The sequence below is a fragment of the Rhodoferax saidenbachensis genome, from assembly GCF_031457975.1.
GTDB lineage: Bacteria > Pseudomonadota > Gammaproteobacteria > Burkholderiales > Burkholderiaceae_C > Allorhodoferax > Allorhodoferax saidenbachensis_A.
Genome location: NZ_JAVDXO010000004.1, coordinates 248,376 through 268,987, shown reverse-complemented (window position 1 = coordinate 268,987; position 20,612 = coordinate 248,376). Strand labels below are relative to the sequence as shown.

Annotated in this window: 18 protein-coding genes; all 18 read left to right on the top strand. The window is 60.5% G+C overall.

The features are described 5' to 3' along the window. The first annotated feature begins 18 nt into the window (after positions 1-18). Complete coding sequence (gene metH / locus J2X15_RS11230; RefSeq protein WP_310342757.1) at positions 19-2,784, top strand: methionine synthase; 2,766 nt, start codon at positions 19-21, stop codon at positions 2,782-2,784. A gap of 121 nt (positions 2,785-2,905) precedes the next feature. Beyond that, a complete protein-coding gene (locus J2X15_RS11225) occupies positions 2,906-3,664 on the top strand; it encodes an outer membrane lipoprotein (protein WP_310342755.1) in 759 nt (252 codons plus the stop codon). 89 nt (positions 3,665-3,753) lie between these two features. Beyond that, the gene (locus tag J2X15_RS11220; RefSeq protein ID WP_310343055.1) at positions 3,754-5,523 is read left to right on the top strand and encodes a GspE/PulE family protein; all 1,770 of its coding nucleotides are present in this window, start codon (positions 3,754-3,756) and stop codon (positions 5,521-5,523) included. Beyond that, positions 5,523-6,761: a type II secretion system F family protein gene (locus J2X15_RS11215; RefSeq protein ID WP_310342752.1), complete on the top strand. Its 1,239-nt coding sequence runs from the start codon at positions 5,523-5,525 to the stop codon at positions 6,759-6,761. The genes J2X15_RS11220 and J2X15_RS11215 overlap by 1 nt, the downstream gene beginning before the upstream one ends. A gap of 93 nt (positions 6,762-6,854) precedes the next feature. Continuing rightward, a complete protein-coding gene (locus J2X15_RS11210; protein WP_310342750.1) occupies positions 6,855-7,280 on the top strand; it encodes a hypothetical protein in 426 nt (141 codons plus the stop codon). A 182-nt stretch (positions 7,281-7,462) separates the two neighbouring features. Next, on the top strand, positions 7,463-7,885 hold the full coding sequence (locus J2X15_RS11205) for a type II secretion system protein (RefSeq protein ID WP_310342749.1): 423 nt from the start codon (positions 7,463-7,465) through the stop codon (positions 7,883-7,885). A 116-nt stretch (positions 7,886-8,001) separates the two neighbouring features. Continuing rightward, the gene (locus J2X15_RS11200) at positions 8,002-8,538 is read left to right on the top strand and encodes a prepilin-type N-terminal cleavage/methylation domain-containing protein (protein ID WP_310342746.1); all 537 of its coding nucleotides are present in this window, start codon (positions 8,002-8,004) and stop codon (positions 8,536-8,538) included. After that, a complete protein-coding gene (locus tag J2X15_RS11195; protein WP_310342744.1) occupies positions 8,531-8,962 on the top strand; it encodes a prepilin-type N-terminal cleavage/methylation domain-containing protein in 432 nt (143 codons plus the stop codon). Before J2X15_RS11200 ends, J2X15_RS11195 begins: the two co-directional genes overlap by 8 nt. A gap of 2 nt (positions 8,963-8,964) precedes the next feature. Beyond that, on the top strand, positions 8,965-9,780 hold the full coding sequence (locus J2X15_RS11190) for a prepilin-type N-terminal cleavage/methylation domain-containing protein (RefSeq protein WP_310342741.1): 816 nt from the start codon (positions 8,965-8,967) through the stop codon (positions 9,778-9,780). Next, complete coding sequence (locus J2X15_RS11185) at positions 9,777-10,172, top strand: hypothetical protein (protein WP_310342739.1); 396 nt, start codon at positions 9,777-9,779, stop codon at positions 10,170-10,172. Before J2X15_RS11190 ends, J2X15_RS11185 begins: the two co-directional genes overlap by 4 nt. After that, positions 10,138-13,722 (top strand): DUF6701 domain-containing protein, encoded by a 3,585-nt coding sequence (locus tag J2X15_RS11180; RefSeq protein WP_310342736.1) that lies wholly within the window; start codon positions 10,138-10,140, stop codon positions 13,720-13,722. Before J2X15_RS11185 ends, J2X15_RS11180 begins: the two co-directional genes overlap by 35 nt. Before the next feature lie 167 nt (positions 13,723-13,889). Next, positions 13,890-14,960, top strand: coding sequence for a hypothetical protein (locus J2X15_RS11175; RefSeq protein WP_310342733.1), 1,071 nt, complete (start codon positions 13,890-13,892; stop codon positions 14,958-14,960). An 11-nt stretch (positions 14,961-14,971) separates the two neighbouring features. Continuing rightward, the gene (locus J2X15_RS11170) at positions 14,972-15,622 is read left to right on the top strand and encodes a PilN domain-containing protein (RefSeq protein WP_310342730.1); all 651 of its coding nucleotides are present in this window, start codon (positions 14,972-14,974) and stop codon (positions 15,620-15,622) included. Beyond that, complete coding sequence (locus tag J2X15_RS11165) at positions 15,619-16,272, top strand: hypothetical protein (protein WP_310342727.1); 654 nt, start codon at positions 15,619-15,621, stop codon at positions 16,270-16,272. The genes J2X15_RS11170 and J2X15_RS11165 overlap by 4 nt, the downstream gene beginning before the upstream one ends. Positions 16,273-16,319: 47 nt before the next feature. Then, positions 16,320-16,775, top strand: a complete 456-nt coding sequence (locus J2X15_RS11160; protein WP_310342724.1) for a hypothetical protein — start codon at positions 16,320-16,322, stop codon at positions 16,773-16,775. Positions 16,776-16,785: 10 nt separating this feature from the next. Further along, positions 16,786-18,564 (top strand): secretin N-terminal domain-containing protein, encoded by a 1,779-nt coding sequence (locus J2X15_RS11155; RefSeq protein ID WP_310342722.1) that lies wholly within the window; start codon positions 16,786-16,788, stop codon positions 18,562-18,564. Beyond that, positions 18,565-19,461 (top strand): ExeA family protein, encoded by an 897-nt coding sequence (locus tag J2X15_RS11150; RefSeq protein ID WP_310342721.1) that lies wholly within the window; start codon positions 18,565-18,567, stop codon positions 19,459-19,461. Further along, a complete protein-coding gene (locus tag J2X15_RS11145; RefSeq protein ID WP_310342719.1) occupies positions 19,458-20,585 on the top strand; it encodes a tetratricopeptide repeat protein in 1,128 nt (375 codons plus the stop codon). The genes J2X15_RS11150 and J2X15_RS11145 overlap by 4 nt, the downstream gene beginning before the upstream one ends. Positions 20,586-20,612: the final 27 nt, after the last annotated feature.

Below are 20,612 nucleotides of genomic sequence, written 5' to 3'. Positions count from 1 at the left end.
CACTATTAGAGGCCTTTTATGCCCCAAGCCACCGCCAATACTGCGCCAGTAGCTACCAAAAATGTAGCGCCCATGATGCTCTCCGGTCTGGAGCCGGTCCTGATCGACAGCAGCAGCCTGTTCGTCAACGTGGGTGAGCGCACCAACGTCACCGGCTCCAAGGCCTTTGCCCGCATGATCCTGAACGGGCAGTTCGAAGAAGCGCTGGCCGTGGCGCGCCAGCAGGTGGAAAACGGTGCGCAGATCATCGACATCAACATGGACGAGGCCATGCTGGACAGCCAGGCCGCCATGGTGCGCTTCCTGAACCTGATCGCGTCTGAGCCCGATATTTCGCGGGTACCCATCATGATCGACAGCTCCAAGTGGAGCGTGATCGAGGCCGGCCTGCGCTGCGTGCAGGGTAAGGCAGTGGTCAATTCCATCAGCATGAAGGAGGGCGTGGACGCCTTCAAGCACCAGGCCAAGCTGCTGCGCCGCTATGGTGCGGCCGCCGTGGTCATGGCCTTTGACGAAAAAGGCCAGGCCGACACCTACGAGCGCAAGGTGGAGATTTGCGAACGCGCCTACCGCATCCTGGTGGACGAGATCGACTTCCCGGCGGAAGACATCATTTTCGACCCCAACATCTTCGCCATTGCCACCGGCATTGAAGAGCACAACAACTACGCGGTGGACTTTATCAACGCGACGCGCTGGATCAAGGACAACCTGCCGGGTGCCAAAGTCTCGGGCGGCGTGTCCAACGTGTCGTTCAGCTTCCGCGGGAACGACCCGGTGCGCGAGGCCATCCACACCGTGTTCCTGTACCACGCCATCAAGGCGGGTATGGACATGGGCATTGTGAACGCCGGCATGGTCGGTGTGTACGACGACCTGGAGCCCGTGCTGCGCGAGCGTGTAGAAGACGTGGTGCTGAACCGACGCGACGACGCGGGCGAGCGTCTGGTGGAAATTGCCGAGACGGCCAAGAGCGGCGCCAAGGACGAAAGCAAGAAGCTGGAGTGGCGCGGCACGCCCGAGGCGCCTGCGTCGGTGGGCCAGCGCCTGAGTCATGCCCTGGTGCATGGCATCACCGACTTCATCACCCAGGACACCGAAGAGGCCTACCAAAATGTGCTGGCCAAGGGCGGCCGCCCGCTGCATGTGATCGAAGGCCCGCTCATGGACGGCATGAACGTGGTGGGTGACCTGTTCGGCCAGGGCAAGATGTTCCTGCCCCAGGTGGTGAAGAGCGCACGCGTGATGAAGAGCGCCGTGGCGCACCTGCTGCCTTATATCGAGGCCGAGAAGCTGGCCATGGTGGAAGCCGGTGGTGAAGCCAAGGCCAAGGGCAAGATCGTCATCGCCACCGTGAAGGGCGACGTGCACGACATTGGCAAGAACATCGTCACCGTGGTTTTGCAGTGCAACAACTTCGACGTGGTCAACATGGGCGTGATGGTGCCCTGCCACGAGATTCTGGCGCGCGCCAAGATCGAGGGTGCCGACATCATCGGCCTGTCTGGCCTGATCACGCCCAGCCTGGAAGAGATGCAGTACGTGGCTGGCGAGATGCAGAAGGACGACTACTTCCGCATCAAGAAAATACCGCTGCTCATTGGCGGCGCCACCACCAGCCGTGTGCACACGGCGGTGAAGATTTCGCCGCACTATGAGGGGCCGGTGGTTTACGTGCCCGATGCCTCGCGCAGCGTGAGTGTGGCGCAAAGCCTGTTGAGCGACAGCGCCACCAAGTACATCGACGAGCTCAACTCTGACTACGACAAGGTGCGCCACCAGCACGCCAACAAAAAACAGATTCCGCTGTGGCCCCTGGCCAAGGCGCGTGCCAACAAGACGCCCGTTGACTGGGCCGCCCACCAGCCCACGGTGCCGAAGTTCATTGGCCGCCGCGTCTTCAAGAACTTTGACCTGGGTGAGCTGGCCAAGTACATCGACTGGGGCCCCTTCTTCCAGACCTGGGACCTAGCGGGGCCCTTCCCCGCCATCCTCAAGGACGAGGTGGTGGGTACCGAAGCCGTGCGCGTCTACGCCGACGGCCAGCGCATGCTCAAGCGCCTGATCGAAGGCCGCTGGCTCACTGCCAACGCGGTGGTGGCGCTGTACCCGGCCAACACGGTGAACGACGACGACATTGAGTTCTATACGGATGAATCAAGGTCGGAGGTCGCCATGACCTGGTACGGCCTGCGCCAGCAGACCGAGAAGCAGGAGATTGACGGCGTGATGCGCCCCAGCCGCTGCTTGGCGGACTTTGTGGCACCCAAGGGTGTGAAGGCAGACTACGCGGGTCTGTTCGCGGTGACCGCGGGTATTGGGGTGGACAAGAAGGAAAAGTACTTCTTGGATGATCTGGACGACTACTCGGCCATCATGCTCAAGTCGATTGCCGACCGATTGGCCGAAGCCTTTGCCGAGGCGTTGCACCACCGCGTGCGCACCGACCTGTGGGGCTACGCGGCCGATGAGGCGCTGAGCAACGAGGACTTGATTGCCGAGAAGTACAAGGGCATTCGTCCCGCACCCGGCTACCCGGCCTGCCCGGACCACAGCGTCAAGAAAGACATGTTTGACCTGCTGCAGTGCGAAGAAATCGGCATGGCGGTGACCGAAAGCCTGGCCATGACCCCCGCGGCCAGCGTCAGCGGCTTCTACATCGGGCACCCGGACGCGACCTATTTCAACGTCGGCAAGATCAGCGACGACCAGGTGCAGGACCTGGCCCAGCGCCGCAACCTGAACCAGGCTGAGCTGCAGCGCCTGCTGGCGCCCAATTTGTAAGCAGTTGGTGCCGGCCCAGGTGTCGGCTTTACCCAGCGTTACAAATCAGACACGCGGGCACCGTCTACGCTGTGTACCTTTGGCTTAACGGGCACCAAGCCCCTTTTGCTGGAGGAAAACCATGAGTACCGTCACCATTCCCGGAGTGCCCCAACCCGGCGCCCACCGGATGCTGTGGGCTGTCATTGCGGCCTTGGGCGCGACCACGTTGGCCCTGGGGGCCGCGCTGGTGCAGGTGAATCGCCAAAGTGGTGAAGAAATAGCCGCGGCGACTCCGCTGACACCTGTGGCCACCGTCGCCTCGGTGCTGGAGCCCGAGCTGGCGACTAAAAATGAAGAAATAGTGGCGGAGGCCCCCGTAAAACCTGCGCCAGTAGCTCCTAAAAAGATAGTGAAATCGCAGTCCGCCAGTGCCAAGGCGCACAGCACCGTGGCGGCCAAGCCCCCGGCCAGCGAGCCGTGGGAAGTCATTGACGCCGCCCCCCCCGGAGCGGGCGTGCCCGTGGCCTCCAGCACCCCGCACAAGGCCATTTGCGCGGTGTGCGGTACGGTCGAGTCTGTCACCCCGGTGGAGCGTGAGGCCAAGCCCAGCGGCGCGGGCGCCGTGGCCGGCGCAGTGCTGGGCGGGTTGGTCGGCAACCAGTTTGGTGGCGGTGACGGCAAGGCGCTGGCCACCATCGCCGGTGTCCTGGGTGGCGGCTGGGCCGGCAACACCGTAGAGAAGAAGATGAAGAAAGACATGGTCTACCGAGTGGAAATCCGCATGGAAGACGGTTCGGTGCGCTCTATTGAGCAGAGTAGTCCCGCTACGGTTGGCGCACGCGTCAAGGTGGAGGGCAACAGTATCAGCCCGGCCAATGAACCCGCGCCCGCCGCCTGACCAAGAGCGGTTTACGAGTGGTTTGCCCCCTTTGAAACGGGCTTGCGTGCTATTATTTTTGCAAACCGCAAAAGGAATAGCGCATGAACATGGCAACGGCAGCGCCCGGTGCGCCCGACGGGTCTCGCCCGTCTCCGCCCCCAGGCCGCCCTGAAAAACTGCGGCTGGGCGACGTGCTGGTGCAGCAGCGCCTGATTTCCCAAGAGCAGCTGCAGCAAACCCTGGAACTGCAGCGCACCACCGGTAAAAAGGTGGGGCGCCTGCTGATCGAAACCGGGGTCATCACCGAAGAGCTGCTGGCCAATGGCTTGGCCCGCCAATTACGCATCCCCTTTGTCAACCTGAAGACGTTTCCGTTTCGGGCCGAAGTCACCAAGTTGTTGCCGGAGAGTGCAGCCCGGCGTTTCAAGGCGTTGGTGCTGGAAGACAAGGGCGACAGCCTGTTGGTGGCGCTGGGCGATCCGCTGGATTTGTTTGCCTACGACGAACTGACCCGCCTGCTCAAGCGCAATATCGGCATTGCCGCAGTGCCTGAGAGCCAGCTGGCACTGGCCTTTGACCGGCTGTACCGCCGCACCGAGGAAATCAGCGGCCTAGCCCGCGCCCTGGAAAAAGACCTGGGTGACGCAGTCGACTTTGGGGAATTGACCGCTACCGTGGGCATTGAAGGCGCCCCCGTGGTGCGTCTGTTGCAGTCGCTGTTTGAAGATGCCACGCAGGTGGGCGCGTCCGACGTGCACATTGAGCCGCAAGAGGGTTTTCTGCAAATCCGCGTGCGCGTGGACGGCGTGCTGCAAACCCAAACGCAGGCCGACAAACGCATTGGCGGTGCGCTGGCCCAGCGCCTGAAGCTCATGGCCGGGTTGGACATTTCTGAGAAACGCCTGCCGCAGGACGGCCGCTTCAGCGTGCGCCTGAAAGACAACACCATTGATGTGCGGCTCTCCACGTTGCCCACCACCTATGGCGAGTCCGCGGTCATGCGGTTATTGAACCAGGGTGCCGGCATGCGGCGGCTGGACACCATCGGCATGCCGCCGGACATGCTCAAGCGCTTTCGCGAGGTGCTATCCCGCAGCTCTGGCATGGTGCTGGTCACTGGCCCCACCGGGTCCGGCAAGACCACCACGCTGTATGCCGCGCTGGCCGAAATCAATGCGGCCGAGCTCAAGGTCATCACCGTGGAAGATCCGGTGGAATACCGCCTGCCGGCCATCACTCAGGTGCAGGTCAACGACAAGATTGAGCTGACCTTTGCCCGCGTGCTGCGCGCTTGCCTGCGCCAGGACCCGGACGTGATTCTGGTGGGCGAAATGCGCGATGCAGAAACTGCTGAAATTGGTCTGCGTGCTGCCATCACCGGGCATTTGGTGCTCTCCACCCTGCACACGCGCGATGCCATCAGCACGCCATTTCGCTTGTTGGACATGGGCGTGCCGCCGTTTATGGTCGCCACGTCTTTGCAGGCGGTGATTGCCCAGCGTCTGGTGCGTATGAACTGCCCCGAATGTTCGGCACCGCATGCCCCCACACCGCAAGAGCAGTCATGGCTGGACACCATGCTGGCGCCTGGCACTACCCTGACGCCCAAGCGGGGCCTGGGCTGCTCGCATTGCAATGGAACTGGATATGCCGGCCGACAGGGTGTGTACGAGCTGCTGGAGATGGACGCGGTGCTGACCCATGCCGCATCCCACTCAGATCCCGCGAATTTCATGCGCACCGCGCGTGAGCGCATGAAGGGCCACACCATGGCCCACCATGCGCTGGAGATGGTGCGCCAGGGACGCACCTCGCTGGCAGAGGCGCTGCGCATTGGCTTTGATGCTGACGACGACCTCGATCCCGAGGCTGCCTGATGGCGGTTTATACCTGGCGCGGTCGTAACAACCGGGGTGAGGCGGTCACCGGCCAGTTGGAAGCGCTGACCGAAGGCGGTGTGGCCGATCAACTGCTGTCGATTGGGGTGGCACCGGTGCACATTGCCTTGGCCGAGGCCAAGGTGGAGAAGTCCTCTGAGGGCCTTCTGGCGCGACTGAACCGCAAACCCATTGTGGTTGAAGACCTGTTGATCTTTTCACGCCAGATGTACACGCTGAACAAGGCGGGTGTGCCCATCTTGCGCGCTTTTGCGGGGCTGGAGGCCTCCGCCACAAAACCCGCCATGGTGGACATGCTGAAAGATATACGTGCCAGCTTGGACCAGGGGCGCGAGTTGTCGGCGGCGCTGGCGCGGCACGGCGCACTGTTTGGGGGGTTCTACATTTCCATGATCCGCGTGGGGGAGATGACCGGACGGTTGACCGAAGTCTTTATGCGGCTGACCGAGCACATGGAGTTTGAACGCGATGTGCGGGAGCGTATCAAGCAGGCCACGCGCTACCCCACCTTTGTGATGATTGCCATGGCGATCGCCGTTGTGATCCTGAACGTTTTTGTCATTCCTGTCTTTGCCAAGGTGTTTGCGGGGTTCAATACCCAGCTGCCATTGATCACGCGTGGCCTGCTGGCGTTCTCGAGCTGGATGATTGCCTGGTGGCCCCTGCTGCTGGCGCTGGTGTTTGTGGGGACTGTGGCGGTGCGGGCCTATGTGCGCACGCCTGAAGGGCGCTACCGCTGGGATTCCCGCAAGCTCAAACTCCCCATCATTGGCGACATCATCCTGAAAGCCACGCTGGCGCGTTTCGCCCGCAGCTTTGCACTGTCCAGCCAAAGCGGGGTGCCGCTGGTGCAGGCGCTAACCGTGGTGGCACAAACGGTGGACAACGCCTTTATTGGCAGCCGTATTGAGCAAATGCGCGATGGCATTGAGCGCGGCGAAAGCATCTCGCGCTGCGCGGCGGCTACTGGGGTGTTCACCCCCGTGGTGTTGCAAATGATCAATGTGGGCGAGGAAACTGGCGAGCTGGACAACCTGTTGTTTGAAATCGCCGCCATGTACGAGCGTGACACCGACTACAGCATCAAGGGCCTATCGGCCTCCATCGAGCCGATTTTGCTGGCGGTGATTGGGGTGCTGGTGCTGCTGTTGGCGCTGGGTGTGTTCTTGCCGTTGTGGAACATGGGCCAGGCTGCCATGGGCAAGGGCGGCGGGTAGGTCGTGGCTGCGGAGCGGCCCATCGCGCAACCGTCACCTGTGTGGGGTGGGCGGTTGGCAGAGTGGGGCGTGCTGGTTTTGCTGGTGTTGGTGATGGCCACTGTCTTTGTGTGGCAGCTGCGGGAAGTGCGAGGCCAGGCGGAGCTAGCCCAAATAAAGAATACCTTGGGTGCCCTGCGCACGGCTCTGGTTCTCGAACATTTGGCGGCGGTGGCCGGAAATCGCAGCAATGCAGCACCATCCGCAGCGCTGGCCCAGCGCAATCCGTTTTTGGCGTTGGCAACACTGCCTGCCAATTACGCAGGGTTGGCCGACGCCGAAGCGCTGGCGGCATTGCCGGGCGGCAGTTGGGTGTTTGACCCTGACTGTACATGCGTGGGCTACCACCCGATGGAAACAGATAGGTTGGAATCACCCCTGGGAGCACAAGCCCTCTGGTTCCAAGTCAGCAAGCCCCCGGGACCCTTGCAGATCACTTCGCAAATGTCTTACGTGTGGATGGGCCAAGTGGTGGATTAAGGCAGATGTAACAAAACCACGAAATAAGGGTAAATGGTGATGCAGATCACGTACTTAGCCCCCAAACTTGATGCACAACAATAGTTCATTGCAATAGAATTAATTTGGAATGTGTCTATAGATGACGTTGGAGCCCGTTTCAGGACGGAGCAAGAAGTTTTTTCAAACGAAAGGCGGACAACATGAAACACGTACAACGCGGCTTTACGCTGATTGAGTTGGTGATGGTTATTGTGATCTTGGGTGTGTTGGCTGCTGTGGCGCTACCGAAGTTTGTGGATTTGAAGAGTGATGCGCAGCAAGCGTCCATGCAGGGTGTGGCAGGTGCTGCAGCATCCGCATCGGCAATCAATTACGGTGGATGCTCAATTTCTACAGCTGCCAGTGCGCCTGCCAAGTGCAAAGTGGTTAACACCTGCGACTCCATCAAGCAGGCCATGAGTGGAGGCGCTTGGCCTACAGGTTATGCAGCGGCGGCAACTGCAGGTGGTGAATTAGCTGCCGCAGCTGCCTCCAACGGGGTTACAAAGAACTGTACCTTGACGCTTACAGGCTATGCACCTGCGACTGCGGTGACTTTTGACATCATCGGGGCAGGCAATTGAACATTGCCTGAGTTCGAGCGCGCTGCATAGCGGCGCACACGTGTCTTTCACTTTTGTCGTCAAGCGCGAGGTATTCAATAGAATCCTCGCGTTTTTTCATATGGCCATTCAACATCATGCAGTTGAAGATCGCTCCATACCAACCCGTTAGGCACCGGCATGCACTGGGCCTGAGACCACTCCATGGATTCACGTTAGTGGAACTTGTTATGGTGATCGTGTTGGTGGGTGTCTTAGTCGTATTTGCTGGGCCGCGCATCTTCAATACGGGTGATTTTTATTCCCGAGGGTTTCATGATCAAACGATGGCTTACCTGCGGTACGCACAAAAAACAGCGATTGCACAGCGCCGCACGGTTTGTATAACCTTTACTGCGTCTACAGTGGGTCTTGCCATTGCATCTGCGGCAGGTACCAACGTTTGCAATACGCCCCTGACAGGTCCCAGTGGTACAGGCGGGGCGGCAAGGGAAGGGCAGTTGGCAAGCAAGTCTGGTGTGACTTTCAATGGCATTCCGGACGCATTCAATTTTGATGGTTTGGGGCAGCCCATATCAACACTCGGTGTAATGATGGGAGCCCAATCGATCCAGGTTGTAGGGGCAAGCAACAGCATCAAAATCGAGGCGGTTACAGGGTATGTGCATGAATAAGCGTGTTGTTCGCGGCTTCACGTTGATCGAACTGATCGTATTCATCGTGGTGGTTGGGGTTGGGTTGACGGGTATCTTGTCAGTGATGAACACTGTAGTGAAGTCCAGTGCAGACCCGGTCGTGCGTAAGCAGGTCATTGCGCTGGCTGACTCTACGATGGAGGAGGTTATGCAGAAGGCTTACACCGATCCCGATGGCGTTCAAGGCAATGAAGCTACCAGGGACGCCATGGACGACGTCGACGATTACGACGGAAAAACCGAGGCCATCTTTGGATTGCCTGCCGCTTTGGCAGGGTATTCCATCCGAATATCGGTCACCGCCGACAACGTGACCTTGGGAATTATGGCGAAGAAAGTCGTTGTGACCGTTTCCAAGGGCACGGAGTCCTTCGCTCTAGCGAGCTACAGGACAAATAACTGATCATGCGTAGCTTCACGCGCACCCATAAAGGCTTTACGCTGATCGAGCTTGTGATGGTCATCGTCATCATGGGTGTCATCGGCAGCATGGTCGCGGTTTTTATGCGCGGACCCATTGATGCATACTTTACAAGTGGCCGTCGTGCGGCGCTGACAGATGTCGCAGATACGACAGTACGTCGCATGGCCAGAGATATCCGTACCGCATTGCCCAATAGTATTCGTACGCCCAACAATCAATGCTTGGAGTTCATCCCCACTAAAACAGGTGGTCGTTACCGGACTGAAGACACAGGTGGTGGCAACAATCTGGACTTCGCGTCAGCGGACACCACTTTCAATATGTTGGGTAGCAATGCGGCTTTGCCTTTGGAACAGCGCATAAACCAAGGTGACGTCATCGCGGTTTACAACCTTGGCATAGCCGGAGCGACCGCATACAACAGTGACAACACATCCGTTGTTTCTGCGGTGCCAACAGAGGCAGGCAACCCCCCTGAAACTCAGATTCCAATCACTTCCAAGCAATTCTCACTTGCTTCCGCGAGCAATCGCTTTCAGGTGATTCCCGCCACAGAGCGAGTGGTTGCATACGTGTGCGGTGTGGACGGAAATTTACACCGCACGGTCAATGCTGTGGATTTTACGAGTGCTTGCCCCTCGAATGGACCTGTTATCGCACGCAATGCGGTGTGCAATTTCGCGGCAAGTGCTGTAGATCTTCACCGGAACTCATTGGTTGCTATCAATTTGAGTCTCACCGAGAAGGATGAGGCGGTAGTCTTGCAAAATGAAGTCCATGTGAGTAACACGCCATGAATGAGCTTCACAACTCTCACCGCGGATTTGCTGCGATTGCAGCTATTTTCCTAGTCGTTGTCTTGGCAGCACTCGGAGGGTACTTGTTGAGTTCTTCCAATACGCAACAACTCACTTCAGTACAGGACGTGCAAGGGACGCGGGCATATTGGGCCGCGCGTGCGGGCCTAGAGTGGGGCGTTGGTAGCGTCGTCGCAAATGCTGCATGCCCCGTTTCGCCGAAAAATTTGGTGATTGAAGGCTTCAACGTTGTGATATTTTGTACTTCTGCACTGTACGTTGATGGTGGCAGCAAGACGATCTACCAGTTAAAGGCAAACGCATCGGCAGGGGGCGTCGCAGGTGCTGTGGGTTTCATTGAGCGCAGCGTTTCTGCCGGTCTTGAGCTGTAAAGGTATGAACATGCATGTCCGCACCAAAGAGAAAGGAATACAAGCAGACACGATTTTCATGCGATGGCTAGTGATTTTGGGTGTGCTGTTGGTTTTACTGACCAGCGGTGAAGCCCAAGCAGCCACCTACGCCTACCGCTCCGACACATTCGCCTACGACACGCCTTCGGGCGCAGCCACCAGCTTAACCTGGCATGCCAGCGGCGCAGCACCTGGGTGCACTTCCTACCCCAATGGGGACGATGACTGGGCAGACGTTGCCTTTCCCTCAGGTTTTACTTTTACTTTTGGGGGCGTCAACTATTCCAGTGTACGGGTGTATTCCAACGGCATCTTGGCGTTTGGTACTGACGTATCTGGCTTCCACCGCGAATACACGCCGCGGGCCTTGCCGATCAATGCTGCGGGACCTGCGCTTGCGGGCTGCGTGAATGCTGTACCAACCAAGCTGATGATTGGGTACTGGGTCGACATCATTGCGGGCAGCGCCAGCGGCATCACCAATGCTGCGGTTAAGTCGGAGTTGCTGACGGACGGATTGGGCCAGAAACGGTTCGTGATCACTTGGGATAACGTGGCTTTGTATGGCGATGCGAGCACGCGCTACAGCTTTCAAATTGCTCTATATGCCAGCCTGAGCGGTGTGAATGGCAACTTCCGCTACCAATACACCACCGGCTCAACCACGGGGGTGGGCGCTGCGGTGGGGGTGCAACTCAGCACCACGGATTACACCCAGTTTGCCTATAACCAGAACTTCATTGACACGGCAGTGGGCACCGCCATTCTTTGGTACCCTGCCAATCAATTGGCGGCTAAGAGCGCCGAATACCGGTTTGACGAAGGCCTGTGGCTGGGTACGGCCGGAGAGGTCAAGGACACCTCTGGCAGCTCACAGCATGCGACGAAGGTGGGGCTCAGTAGCAATATTGCCGGGGGCAAACTCTGCCGAGGGGGGAGTTTCACCGGCAATACGCTGAATCTAACCGTGGATGCAGTAGCCACTCCGATCGTCCCTGCCAATCGCGGGTCAGTGAGTTTTTGGTTCAAATCAACGACAGCCTGGAACTCAGCAGACGCGATGCTGTTCGATGCAACCACCGTAGCTGCCCGTCCTTTCTTCCTCATGAAGCGCTCCAACGGAGCCTTGCGTTTTGCGGTGACTGACAGTGGCGGCACGGTGCGTACGGCAGAGACAACCACAGGGTATACCTATGGGGCCAATACTTGGCACCACATTGCCGTGAGCTGGAGTTTCACTCCCGGCACCAACCAGACGGTGCAACAAATCATTCTCGACGGAGTTTTGGTCAACACGTCCGGCACTACGCCCTTTCGCACAACCTCCACTGGAGCCATTGCCACGCCTAGCACGCTCTATATTGGTGACAACCGCACGTCTGGAATTACACCGAGCACAGGTACCCCCAACGGGGCCAACGGAACCATTGACGAGGTGTACATCTACGCCATCGATATCAATGCAACACAGGCTGCGGCCGACATGGCTTTGACCCGTCCGTTGTGTACGACACTGGATCACTTTCACATCGTCCATACCGGCGAACAGGTGAGCTGTGGCGGCGCGGTGGCCAACATTACGGTGGAGGCGCACGATGCCAGCCATGGATTGATCAGCTTGGCCGGTACCACCATGCAGATGTCCACCAGTACCGGGCACGGCAACTGGTCCGGGGTGAGCACCATCAATCCGGTGGTGAACTCGGGCAGCGGGAACGGCAGCTATACCTTTAGCGGGGAGTCTTCCATCGTGCTGGGCTTGTCCAATTCCACGGTGGAAAGCCTGAATATCAATCTCAATTCTGGGGGGGTCACCGAAAGCTCGGGGGCTGCCAGCAGTTGCGTGGCACAGGACTACACCTTGGGTTCCACCTGTGACGCCAACTTGAACTTTGTGCAGGCGGGGTATTTGTTTGATGTGCCCAACCATGTGTCTGAAGTGAGCCAGTCGGTCACCGTGAAGGCGGTGAAAAAGTCAGATAACAGCGCGGCTTGCGTTTCCGCGTATGCGAACACTAGCCGCAACCTGACCTTTACCTGTGCCTACACGAATCCTACGACGGGGACGCTGCCAGTTCGTGTAGGAGGCAAGGCATTGAATACGTCCAACTCCACGGTGACGGCTTGCGATGCGACTGGTCAGGCAGTCAATTTATCCTTCAACGCCAGTGGTGTGGCTACTACCACCGTGCAGTACGCTGACGTAGGGCGCGTCACTTTGGCAGCGCAGGACACGACTGCGGGGATCACGATGACAGGCTCCGACGTCTTTGTGGCAGCACCTGCCAGTTTTGCCTTCAGTGCCATTACGGCGGCGCCGATCAGGGCGGGCGTCAATTTCAGTGCCACGGTGTCGGCCAAAAATAGTGCGGGTGCTACCACGCCCAACTTCGGCAAGGAAACGGCTGCGGAGAGTGTGGTTCTGGCTTTCGCCAAAGTGTCGCCTACGGGCACTGGTGCAGTCAATGGAGCCTTCACCGGTAGTGTTGGTGCGTTCAATTCCGGCAGCTCAACTTCGAACGCCCTGAATTGGACAGAGGTCGGGACCATAGACATCACCGCTGCGCTGACCAGTGGCAGCTACTTGGCGTCCGGGCTGACCGCAACAGGGACTACGGGCCCCGGTGGAAACGTGGGGCGCTTTGTGCCAGACCACTTTGATACGGTGGTGACCCAAGGCTGCGCCGCAGGTGCATATTCGTACTCCGCGCAGCCATTTGCTGTGCAGGTGGTGGCACGCAACCGTGCAGGCGCTACTACGGCCAACTACGACGGCAGCGCCAATACCAACCCCAATTTCTCCAAAGCGGTGACGTTCTCAGATGCCAATGCCTTGCCGGGAGGAGCTCTGGCACCTACGGCAGTAGCAGCAAATACGTTTGTGGCGGGCGCAAGCGCGGCGGCCCCGGCCTTCACCTTTGCAACAAGGACGACTGCTCCAGGTGCTATTCGACTGCGTGCGCTGGATGCCGACAACGTCTCCTCCGCAACCGGCAATGATGGCACGGCGGCCACGGCCTTGGAGGGCGTAACGACGATCCGCAGCGGGCGGGCGCGATTGTCGAATGCACTGGGCTCTGATCGGCTGGACTTACCCATGACGTTCCGTGCCGAATATTGGGTGAGTGCGGCGAGTGGCTGGGTGCTCAATTCCCAGGATTCCTGCACCAACGCAACACTCGCATTCGCGCCAGTAGCGGGGGCCCCTAATATTGTGGGTAATACCTGTGTGATCGAACCCGGCAATAACAGTGGGGCGGGGTGTGCCGCGGCACCCACTGTGGCCAATCGCCGCTACCTTGAAACAGGCGTTGTGGGTACTGATAGCAATGGTGTTGCCGGATTCGCCGGTAACTTCAATCTTTGGCTGCGCGCACCGGGTGCTGGCAATGTGGGATCTATTGATGTCACAGCCAACATCCCTGCCTGGTTGCAGTTCAACTGGACCGGTGCAGTGGGGAACCCCGTGGGTCGCGCTACGTTTGGGGTCTATAGAAGCCCCCTGATCTACCGCCGTGAGAACTACTGAACACTCTGCTGTCAATTTTGCAAACCCTAGGCCAAGGCCCAAAGAATGCTGTCATGATTGCGCATTCAGCTATTAAAATGAGAGCAAATTGATCTGAGCTGCACCGCATCCATGATTGAAACAATGCCTATTTCTTCCCGATTGTTGCCGCGGGAGCGTCGCTAGCCATGCGCTGGCCTTGGCGTCGCATCATCGCGGGCGATCAACTCATCGTGTCCTGGGCCGACGGAGAGGTGGCCTTTGTGCGGGCTCGGCCCCGGTCAGATGGTGGTTTTGACGTTCGCCAGATGGGGGTGGAGCGCCAGGGTACCGATAGTCGGGAGGACTTTGTTCGCCGCCTGCAAGCGCTGGGGCTCAAAGGCGCCTCTGCGCACATCATGCTGCGGCCTGCGCAATACCAATTGCTACAGATTGACGTTCCCGCGGTGGCTCCAGAAGAGTTGCGCGCAGCCGCCCGCTACCAGATTCGCGATATGGTGAATGTGCATATCGACGACCTGACGCTGGATGTTATGCGCGTGGGTGATGGGCAACAGAAAGGGACGCCGCATTTGTTTGTGGTGGCTGCAGAGACCGCCATCGTCCGGGACGTGCTGGACTTGGGTGATGCACTGCACTGGACGGTGTCTGTGATCGACATCCAGGAAACCGTGCAGCGCAACTTGCAGAGTCTGCTGGCCCGCAACGAGGGGCGCCTGGAGCGCGCTGATGCAGCTCTGCTGGTGGCCGATGCCAACCACGCTTTGCTGACGATCAGCGCCAATGAAGAGCTGTTTTATGCCCGGCGGCTAGAGTTGCCAGAAGGGTTTATGGCGATGGACTGGGGCAGCAAGGATGAGGCTGGTATGGCCGTGTCCGAGACCTTCATCCCGGTTGGTGAGTATGTCCCTGAGTACAACGTGGGTGGCGTTTCGCATGGCAGCGACTACACCGGCGGCGGTGCCTCGGCGTCCGGCGACGGTAATGAGCTCGCACAGCGGTTTTTGGTTGAGGTACAGCGCTCTCTGGATCTGTGGGATCGTTCCTGGTCCAGCCTGCCCTTAAGCGGTTTGCGGGTCAGCGCGGGCGCGCGGTCGACCGAGTTGGCCCAGTGGCTGGGGCGCGAGATGGGGCAGACGGTGACCGCCATTGATATGGGGACCCACTTCAGTGGTTTGGACACCAAGGATGCGGCAGACCGGGCTATGTGTTTGCCGTTATTGGGCGCGCTTTTGCGCACTGAGGGGCGCAAGCTCTAGAGCCGCTAACCATGCCCCAGCAAATCAATCTTTGTACGCCGATTCTGCTCACGCAGAAGCGCTATTTCTCCGCCGACACCATGGCCATTTCTTTGGGGGTGTTTGTGGTGGCAGGTGCACTGCTCTGTGGCGTATGGGTATGGAACTTACAGCGCGCCAGCCAAGGGTTCAGTCAGACCATGGATTTGCAGGCCCGTGAAATTGCGACGCTGCAAGCGGCCATTCAGCGCGGGCAAACCGCAGCGGCACCTGTGGACCCCGCATTGCTTCAAAAGCTGAAAGAACAACAGGCGTTGCTGTTGCAAAAGCAGCAAACCTTGCAGGCTTTGCAGCAAGGCGTCTCGCAGCCAGGCAAGGCCCACTCGGATCGTTTGCAACTGGTGGCCCGCAGCATCCCTGCGGTGGTGTGGGTGACCGATGTAAAGGCCGATGCAGCGCGACTGGAGGTGGCGGGGTTCACTCTGGAGCCTTCAGCCCTCAATGAGTGGGTGGTGCGCTTGGCCAGCAGTCCCCTGATGCAGGGCTTGTCGCTGGGTGATGTCAAGGTGGAGCGCGCCACTGCGACGTCGGCCGTCGCACCCGGTGCCTCCGCCGCTGTAGGGCAAGCGCTGTGGTCTTTTACCCTGGTACACCTGATCGTGCCCGCGGGAGGTCAACCATGAAGCCGTGGTGGATCAAACATGCCGCTCGAATCGATGCCCTGAGTTTGCGAGAACGCGTCTTCCTGTTTTTGTCCTGCCTTGCTTGTTGTGTGGCGCTGGCCTACGTCTTGTGGCTGGAACCAGCCCAGTTGGCACACACCCAGATTACCCAGCGTTATGCGGCCCAAGGTACCGAGCTGGTTCGTTTGCGTGAACAACTGAAGAACACGCCACAACCTGTAGATGCGAACAAGGCCACGCGCGATGAGCTGGGCGTTGTGTTGGCGCAAATTGATGGCGTGAACCAGCAGATTGCTGGCCTGGTGCCGGCCCAGGGAACTGGTTCTGCGCTGGAGCAAGTGCTGGTGCAATTTTTACGTCGCCAAGAAGGCCTTACCTTGTTGGGAACCAGCACCTTGGCGCAGGAAGCACCGACAGCCGCGGCCTCGTCCCCCAGCGCGGCGGCCTCAAGTGCTGTAGCGACCCCGGCAGGCGTGTCCCGACGGGGGCTGGAGTTGCGGGTGTCGGGCGCCTACCCTGAGCTCACGCGGTACGTCAAGACGCTGGAGAATGCTTTGCCCACCCTCCGGTGGGGAATGCTGCGCTTGCGCAGCGAAAAACAACCTCCGGAGTTGACCCTGCAGGTGTACGTAGTGGGGGTGCAACCATGATGGGCTGGATGCGTCGTGGGCTGGTGGTTGCGGGGGCATGCACTTGCATGGCCTGGTTACCTGTGCCGGCGCAGGATGTGCGGGATCCCACCATCGCCCCCGCGGAGGCGGGGCAAACTCCGGGTGTGGCTGCGGCCACAGCATCCCCTTTGGGCATGGACGGCATGGCTGTGATTGTGCGCAACGGCAACCCTTATTTGGTCGTTGGCACCCGCTTATATGCACCAGGACAAACGGTAGGCAAGGCCCGCCTGGAACGCATTACCGAGACGGAGGTGTGGTTCCGTGAGGGCACGGGGCTTCGCAAGATCCCACGGTTTGCGGGCATTCAGCGCACCGTGTCTGCGGCGGATTGCAAGCCCGCCGCGCCTGCACGGGCGGCGACGCCTCCCCGTGGCAAGACCACAAAGAAAAAGTTGGCAACTCGCCGGCGCGCACAAACCCAGTCAGCAGCTCCCTCAACCTCGCCGGTCGCCGCACCGTGCACCACCGCTCAACCGTGAGGTTCACCCTATGTTCTCCCAAGCTACCCGTATGACCGATGTGTTTCCCCAGGTATCGCTGAACAACGCCCGTCCGTTCCGTACTGGGTCTGCAGCGGGGATGAGCCTGCTGTTGAGCGTGGGCGTGCTGTCTGGCTGCGCCAACGATCGTCCCCTGCGCACACCCGATGTCAGTGCGGTTGTGCGTGCGGAGCTGCCGCCCGAGCTGGCCAAGCCAGCTGCAGGCGTGCCCCAAAAGGTGAGCGATGCGTTGGCAGAACCTGCACCGCCGGCCGTGGCACTGCCACCGGAGCCGCGGCTGGACTTGCTGGTGAACAACGCGCAGGCGCGCGAGGTTTTCCTCGCCATCGTCGCCGATACCCGTTACAGCATGCTGATGCACCCCGATGTGACGGGCACCTTGTCGGTCACTCTGCGTGGCGTCACAGTCACCGAGGCGCTGGAAGCCATTCGTGATGTGTATGGCTACGATTTCAAGATCGAGGGGCGTCGCATCACGGTGTACGCCCCCACCCTGCAGACACGGGTGTTCACGATCAACTACCCCACCTCACAGCGCACGGGCAGCAGCGAGCTGCGTGTGTCGTCGGGTGCAGGTCTACAAAGTACCAATACCGGCACCAGCACGTCGGGGGCCAATTCCACGGCGGGCACTACTTCTCAGCCAGAGAACAGCCGGGTGTCCACCACATCGCGCTCCGACTTTTGGGGTGAAATGACGGGCGCCATCAAAAGCCTGGTGGGCAGTGGCGAGGGCCGCAGCGTGGTGTCCAGCCCGCAGGCCGGCATATTGGCGGTCCGTGCCATGCCTGAAGAATTGCGCCAGGTTGACAAGTTTCTCAAGGCCACCCAGGCCTCGGTGGAGCGCCAGGTCATGCTGGAGGCCAAGGTCGTGGAGGTTGAGCTTCGTGACGGCTACCAAAGCGGCGTGAACTGGGGTGCATTTGGTACCGATGTGAATGGCCAGGCCGCCGCGGGCGTGATTGGCAGCGGAGTCGCCAGCACCAACCCTTTTGTGCAGGGCACGACCACCATCAATGGTGCTGTGGCCTTCCCGGCCATGGCCACAGGCGGTGGCTTGTTCGGCCTGGCCCTGGCCACCAGCCAGTTTGGCGCAGTGCTGGGCTTCCTGGAAACCCAGGGTGATGTGCAGACCCTTTCCAGTCCGCGCGTGGCCACGCTGAACAACCAAAAGGCGGTGCTCAAGGTCGGATCGGATGAGTTCTTTGTGACCGGGGTGACTGGAGGTACTGCGAGTACCGGTAGCTCTACTACCACCAGCAACAGCACCACCATGCCCACGGTCACGTTGACTCCGTTTTTCTCAGGCATCTCTTTGGACGTGACGCCGCAGATTGACGATGGCGTGAATGTCACCCTGCATGTACATCCCTCGCTAACCTCGGTCACGGAAAAGACCAAGCAGGTGGACCTGGGCAGTGTGGGCAACTACCGCCTGCCCCTGGCTTCCAGTAGCGTCAACGAAACCGACACGCTGGTGCGCATCCAAGACGGCACCATCGTCGCCATCGGCGGACTGATGCAGCTGGAGTCCAGCCGCAATGCATCGGGCCTTCCCGGCACCACCAGCATGCCCGGCTTGGGCGCTCTATTTGGCAACCGGGCCAGCCAAGGTCGCAAGAAGGAAGTGATTGTGCTGATCAAGCCCACCATCATTCGCACCGCTGCTGACTGGGAAGCCCAGGCCCGCCGCGCCCGCGCATCCTTGGATGACATGGATGCCGCCCGTGCCCGGGTGATTCAGATCGACGGCGGTTCGGCTAAGTAAATGTACCTGGGGCATTTTTCACTGCGAGAGGCCCCGTTTTCGATCACGCCGGATACGGACTTCTTTTTTGCCCACGAGGGCGCGCAGGCTTCGCTCAACATGCTGTTGGTGGCCCTGCGCAGTGGAGAGGGATTTCTGAAGGTGGTGGGCGAACTGGGTTGCGGCAAGACCGTGCTGTGCCGCCAACTGCTCAAGACCTTGCAGGGCGAGTGCGTGACCGCCTACATCCCCAACCCGAATATGGGGCCCGATGATTTGTTGCTCGCCTTGGTGGGCGAGCTGCGGCTCACCATTGCCACCCCGCCGCAACGCCACCAGATCATGGCAGCACTCAACCAGTGCCTGCTGGAGCACGCGGCGCAGGGGCGGCGCGTGGTGGTGTGCATTGACGAGGCCCAGGCCATCCCCATGCGCACGGTCGAAAGCCTGCGCCTGCTCTCCAACCTGGAGACCGAGAAGCGCAAGCTGCTGCAACTGGTGCTACTGGGCCAACCGGACCTGGACGACAAGCTGGCGCGCCCGGAAATCCGGCAACTGCTGCAGCGCATCACCTTCAGCGAATACCTGGGTCCCATGCAAAAGCAGCGCGTGCCAGCCTACCTGGTGCACCGCCTGCGCCACGCCGCTTTGAACGCGAACACCGATACCGCGCTGTTCACGCCAGCGGCAGCGCGCGCCATTGCACACGCCAGCGGCGGCGTGCCGCGGTTGGTGAACATTCTGGCCCACAAGTGCCTGATGCTGGCCTATGGCGAGGACACCCACCGCGTCACCCGCGCCCATGTGCGTCTGGCCACACGCGACACCCCCGGCGTAGTGGCACGTATGCCGTGGTGGCGCCGGGCGCTATCGCTTGTGTTGCCACCCTGGCGCCAGGGACAAGGGGAGGCCCCATGAGTGTGATCAACAAAATGCTCCGGGATCTGGACCACCGCCAATCGCCGCCCGATGCGACGGGTGCACCTGGAACGGTGGACGCTTTGCGCCTGCAGGGTGTGGCCAGTGTGCCTCTGCACACGGCAGGCGCGCGTCGACGCGTGCACTGGGGCTGGGTGTTGTTATTGGTGCTGGTGGCCACCGGCGCCGGATGGTGGCAGTGGCAGCAAATGCAGACGGTGGCACCCGCACCGCCTTCGCCCCCTGCTGTGGTTGTGGCTCCGCCAGCCGTAGCGCCAGCGCCTGTGGTCGTGGCTGCCCCGTTGCCACCGGTGCAAGAGGAAGTGGTGGAAGCTCCATCGCCACAGGCCATGGTCTTGCCGCCCTCTGGTTTGCGGATGGAAACCGCGTTGTCAAGCAATCCGATTCCACCTGTGGAAGTGACCAGCGGGGCCATGCCGAACAAGGTCGTAGCGGCACCGCATGCCAAGACGGTATCACCTGCGCCGCCTGCGGTGGTCGTTGCGGAGGCACCGAAGAAATCAGCCGCTGCCGCGCTGCCGCCCAGCCCTGCGGTGGCCACCCCGATGCCCGCGCCGCCCGCCGCAGATGCGGCGGGCCTGGCCCAGCGCCAGCAGCAGGCCGCGCGCGAAACCTTGGCGCAGGCGCAGGCACTCTGGAACAGCGGTGCCCGCGACAATGCGATTGCGCTCTTGCAAGACGCAGTAGCCGCCGCCGAGCGCGCCGCGCAAACCAACGCCAGTGCTGCGAACAGCCAAACCCTGGTGTCCATGCTGCGCGAGCTGGCCCGTATGGAACTGGCCGAAGGCCGTGCGAGCGCCGTGTGGGACTTGCTGACCCGGTTGGAACCCTTGATGGCGAACCAACCCGAGCTGTGGGCGCTGCGGGCCAACGCGGCACAGCGCCTGGGGCGCCACCAAGACAGTGTGCAGGCCTACACCACGGCCCTGCAGTCCCGGCCCAACGAACAGCGCTGGTTGCTGGGGGCGGCCGTGTCCCTGGCTGCATTGGGCCAAACCACCGCGGCGGGGGAGATGGCCGACAAGGCCCGCGCGGTGGGCCCGGTGAGCAAAGAGGTGCAAACCTATTTGCGCCAGCAGGGCGTCCCCCTGGCAGACCGATAGCCAATAAGGGCTCCAGTCCGCATGCTA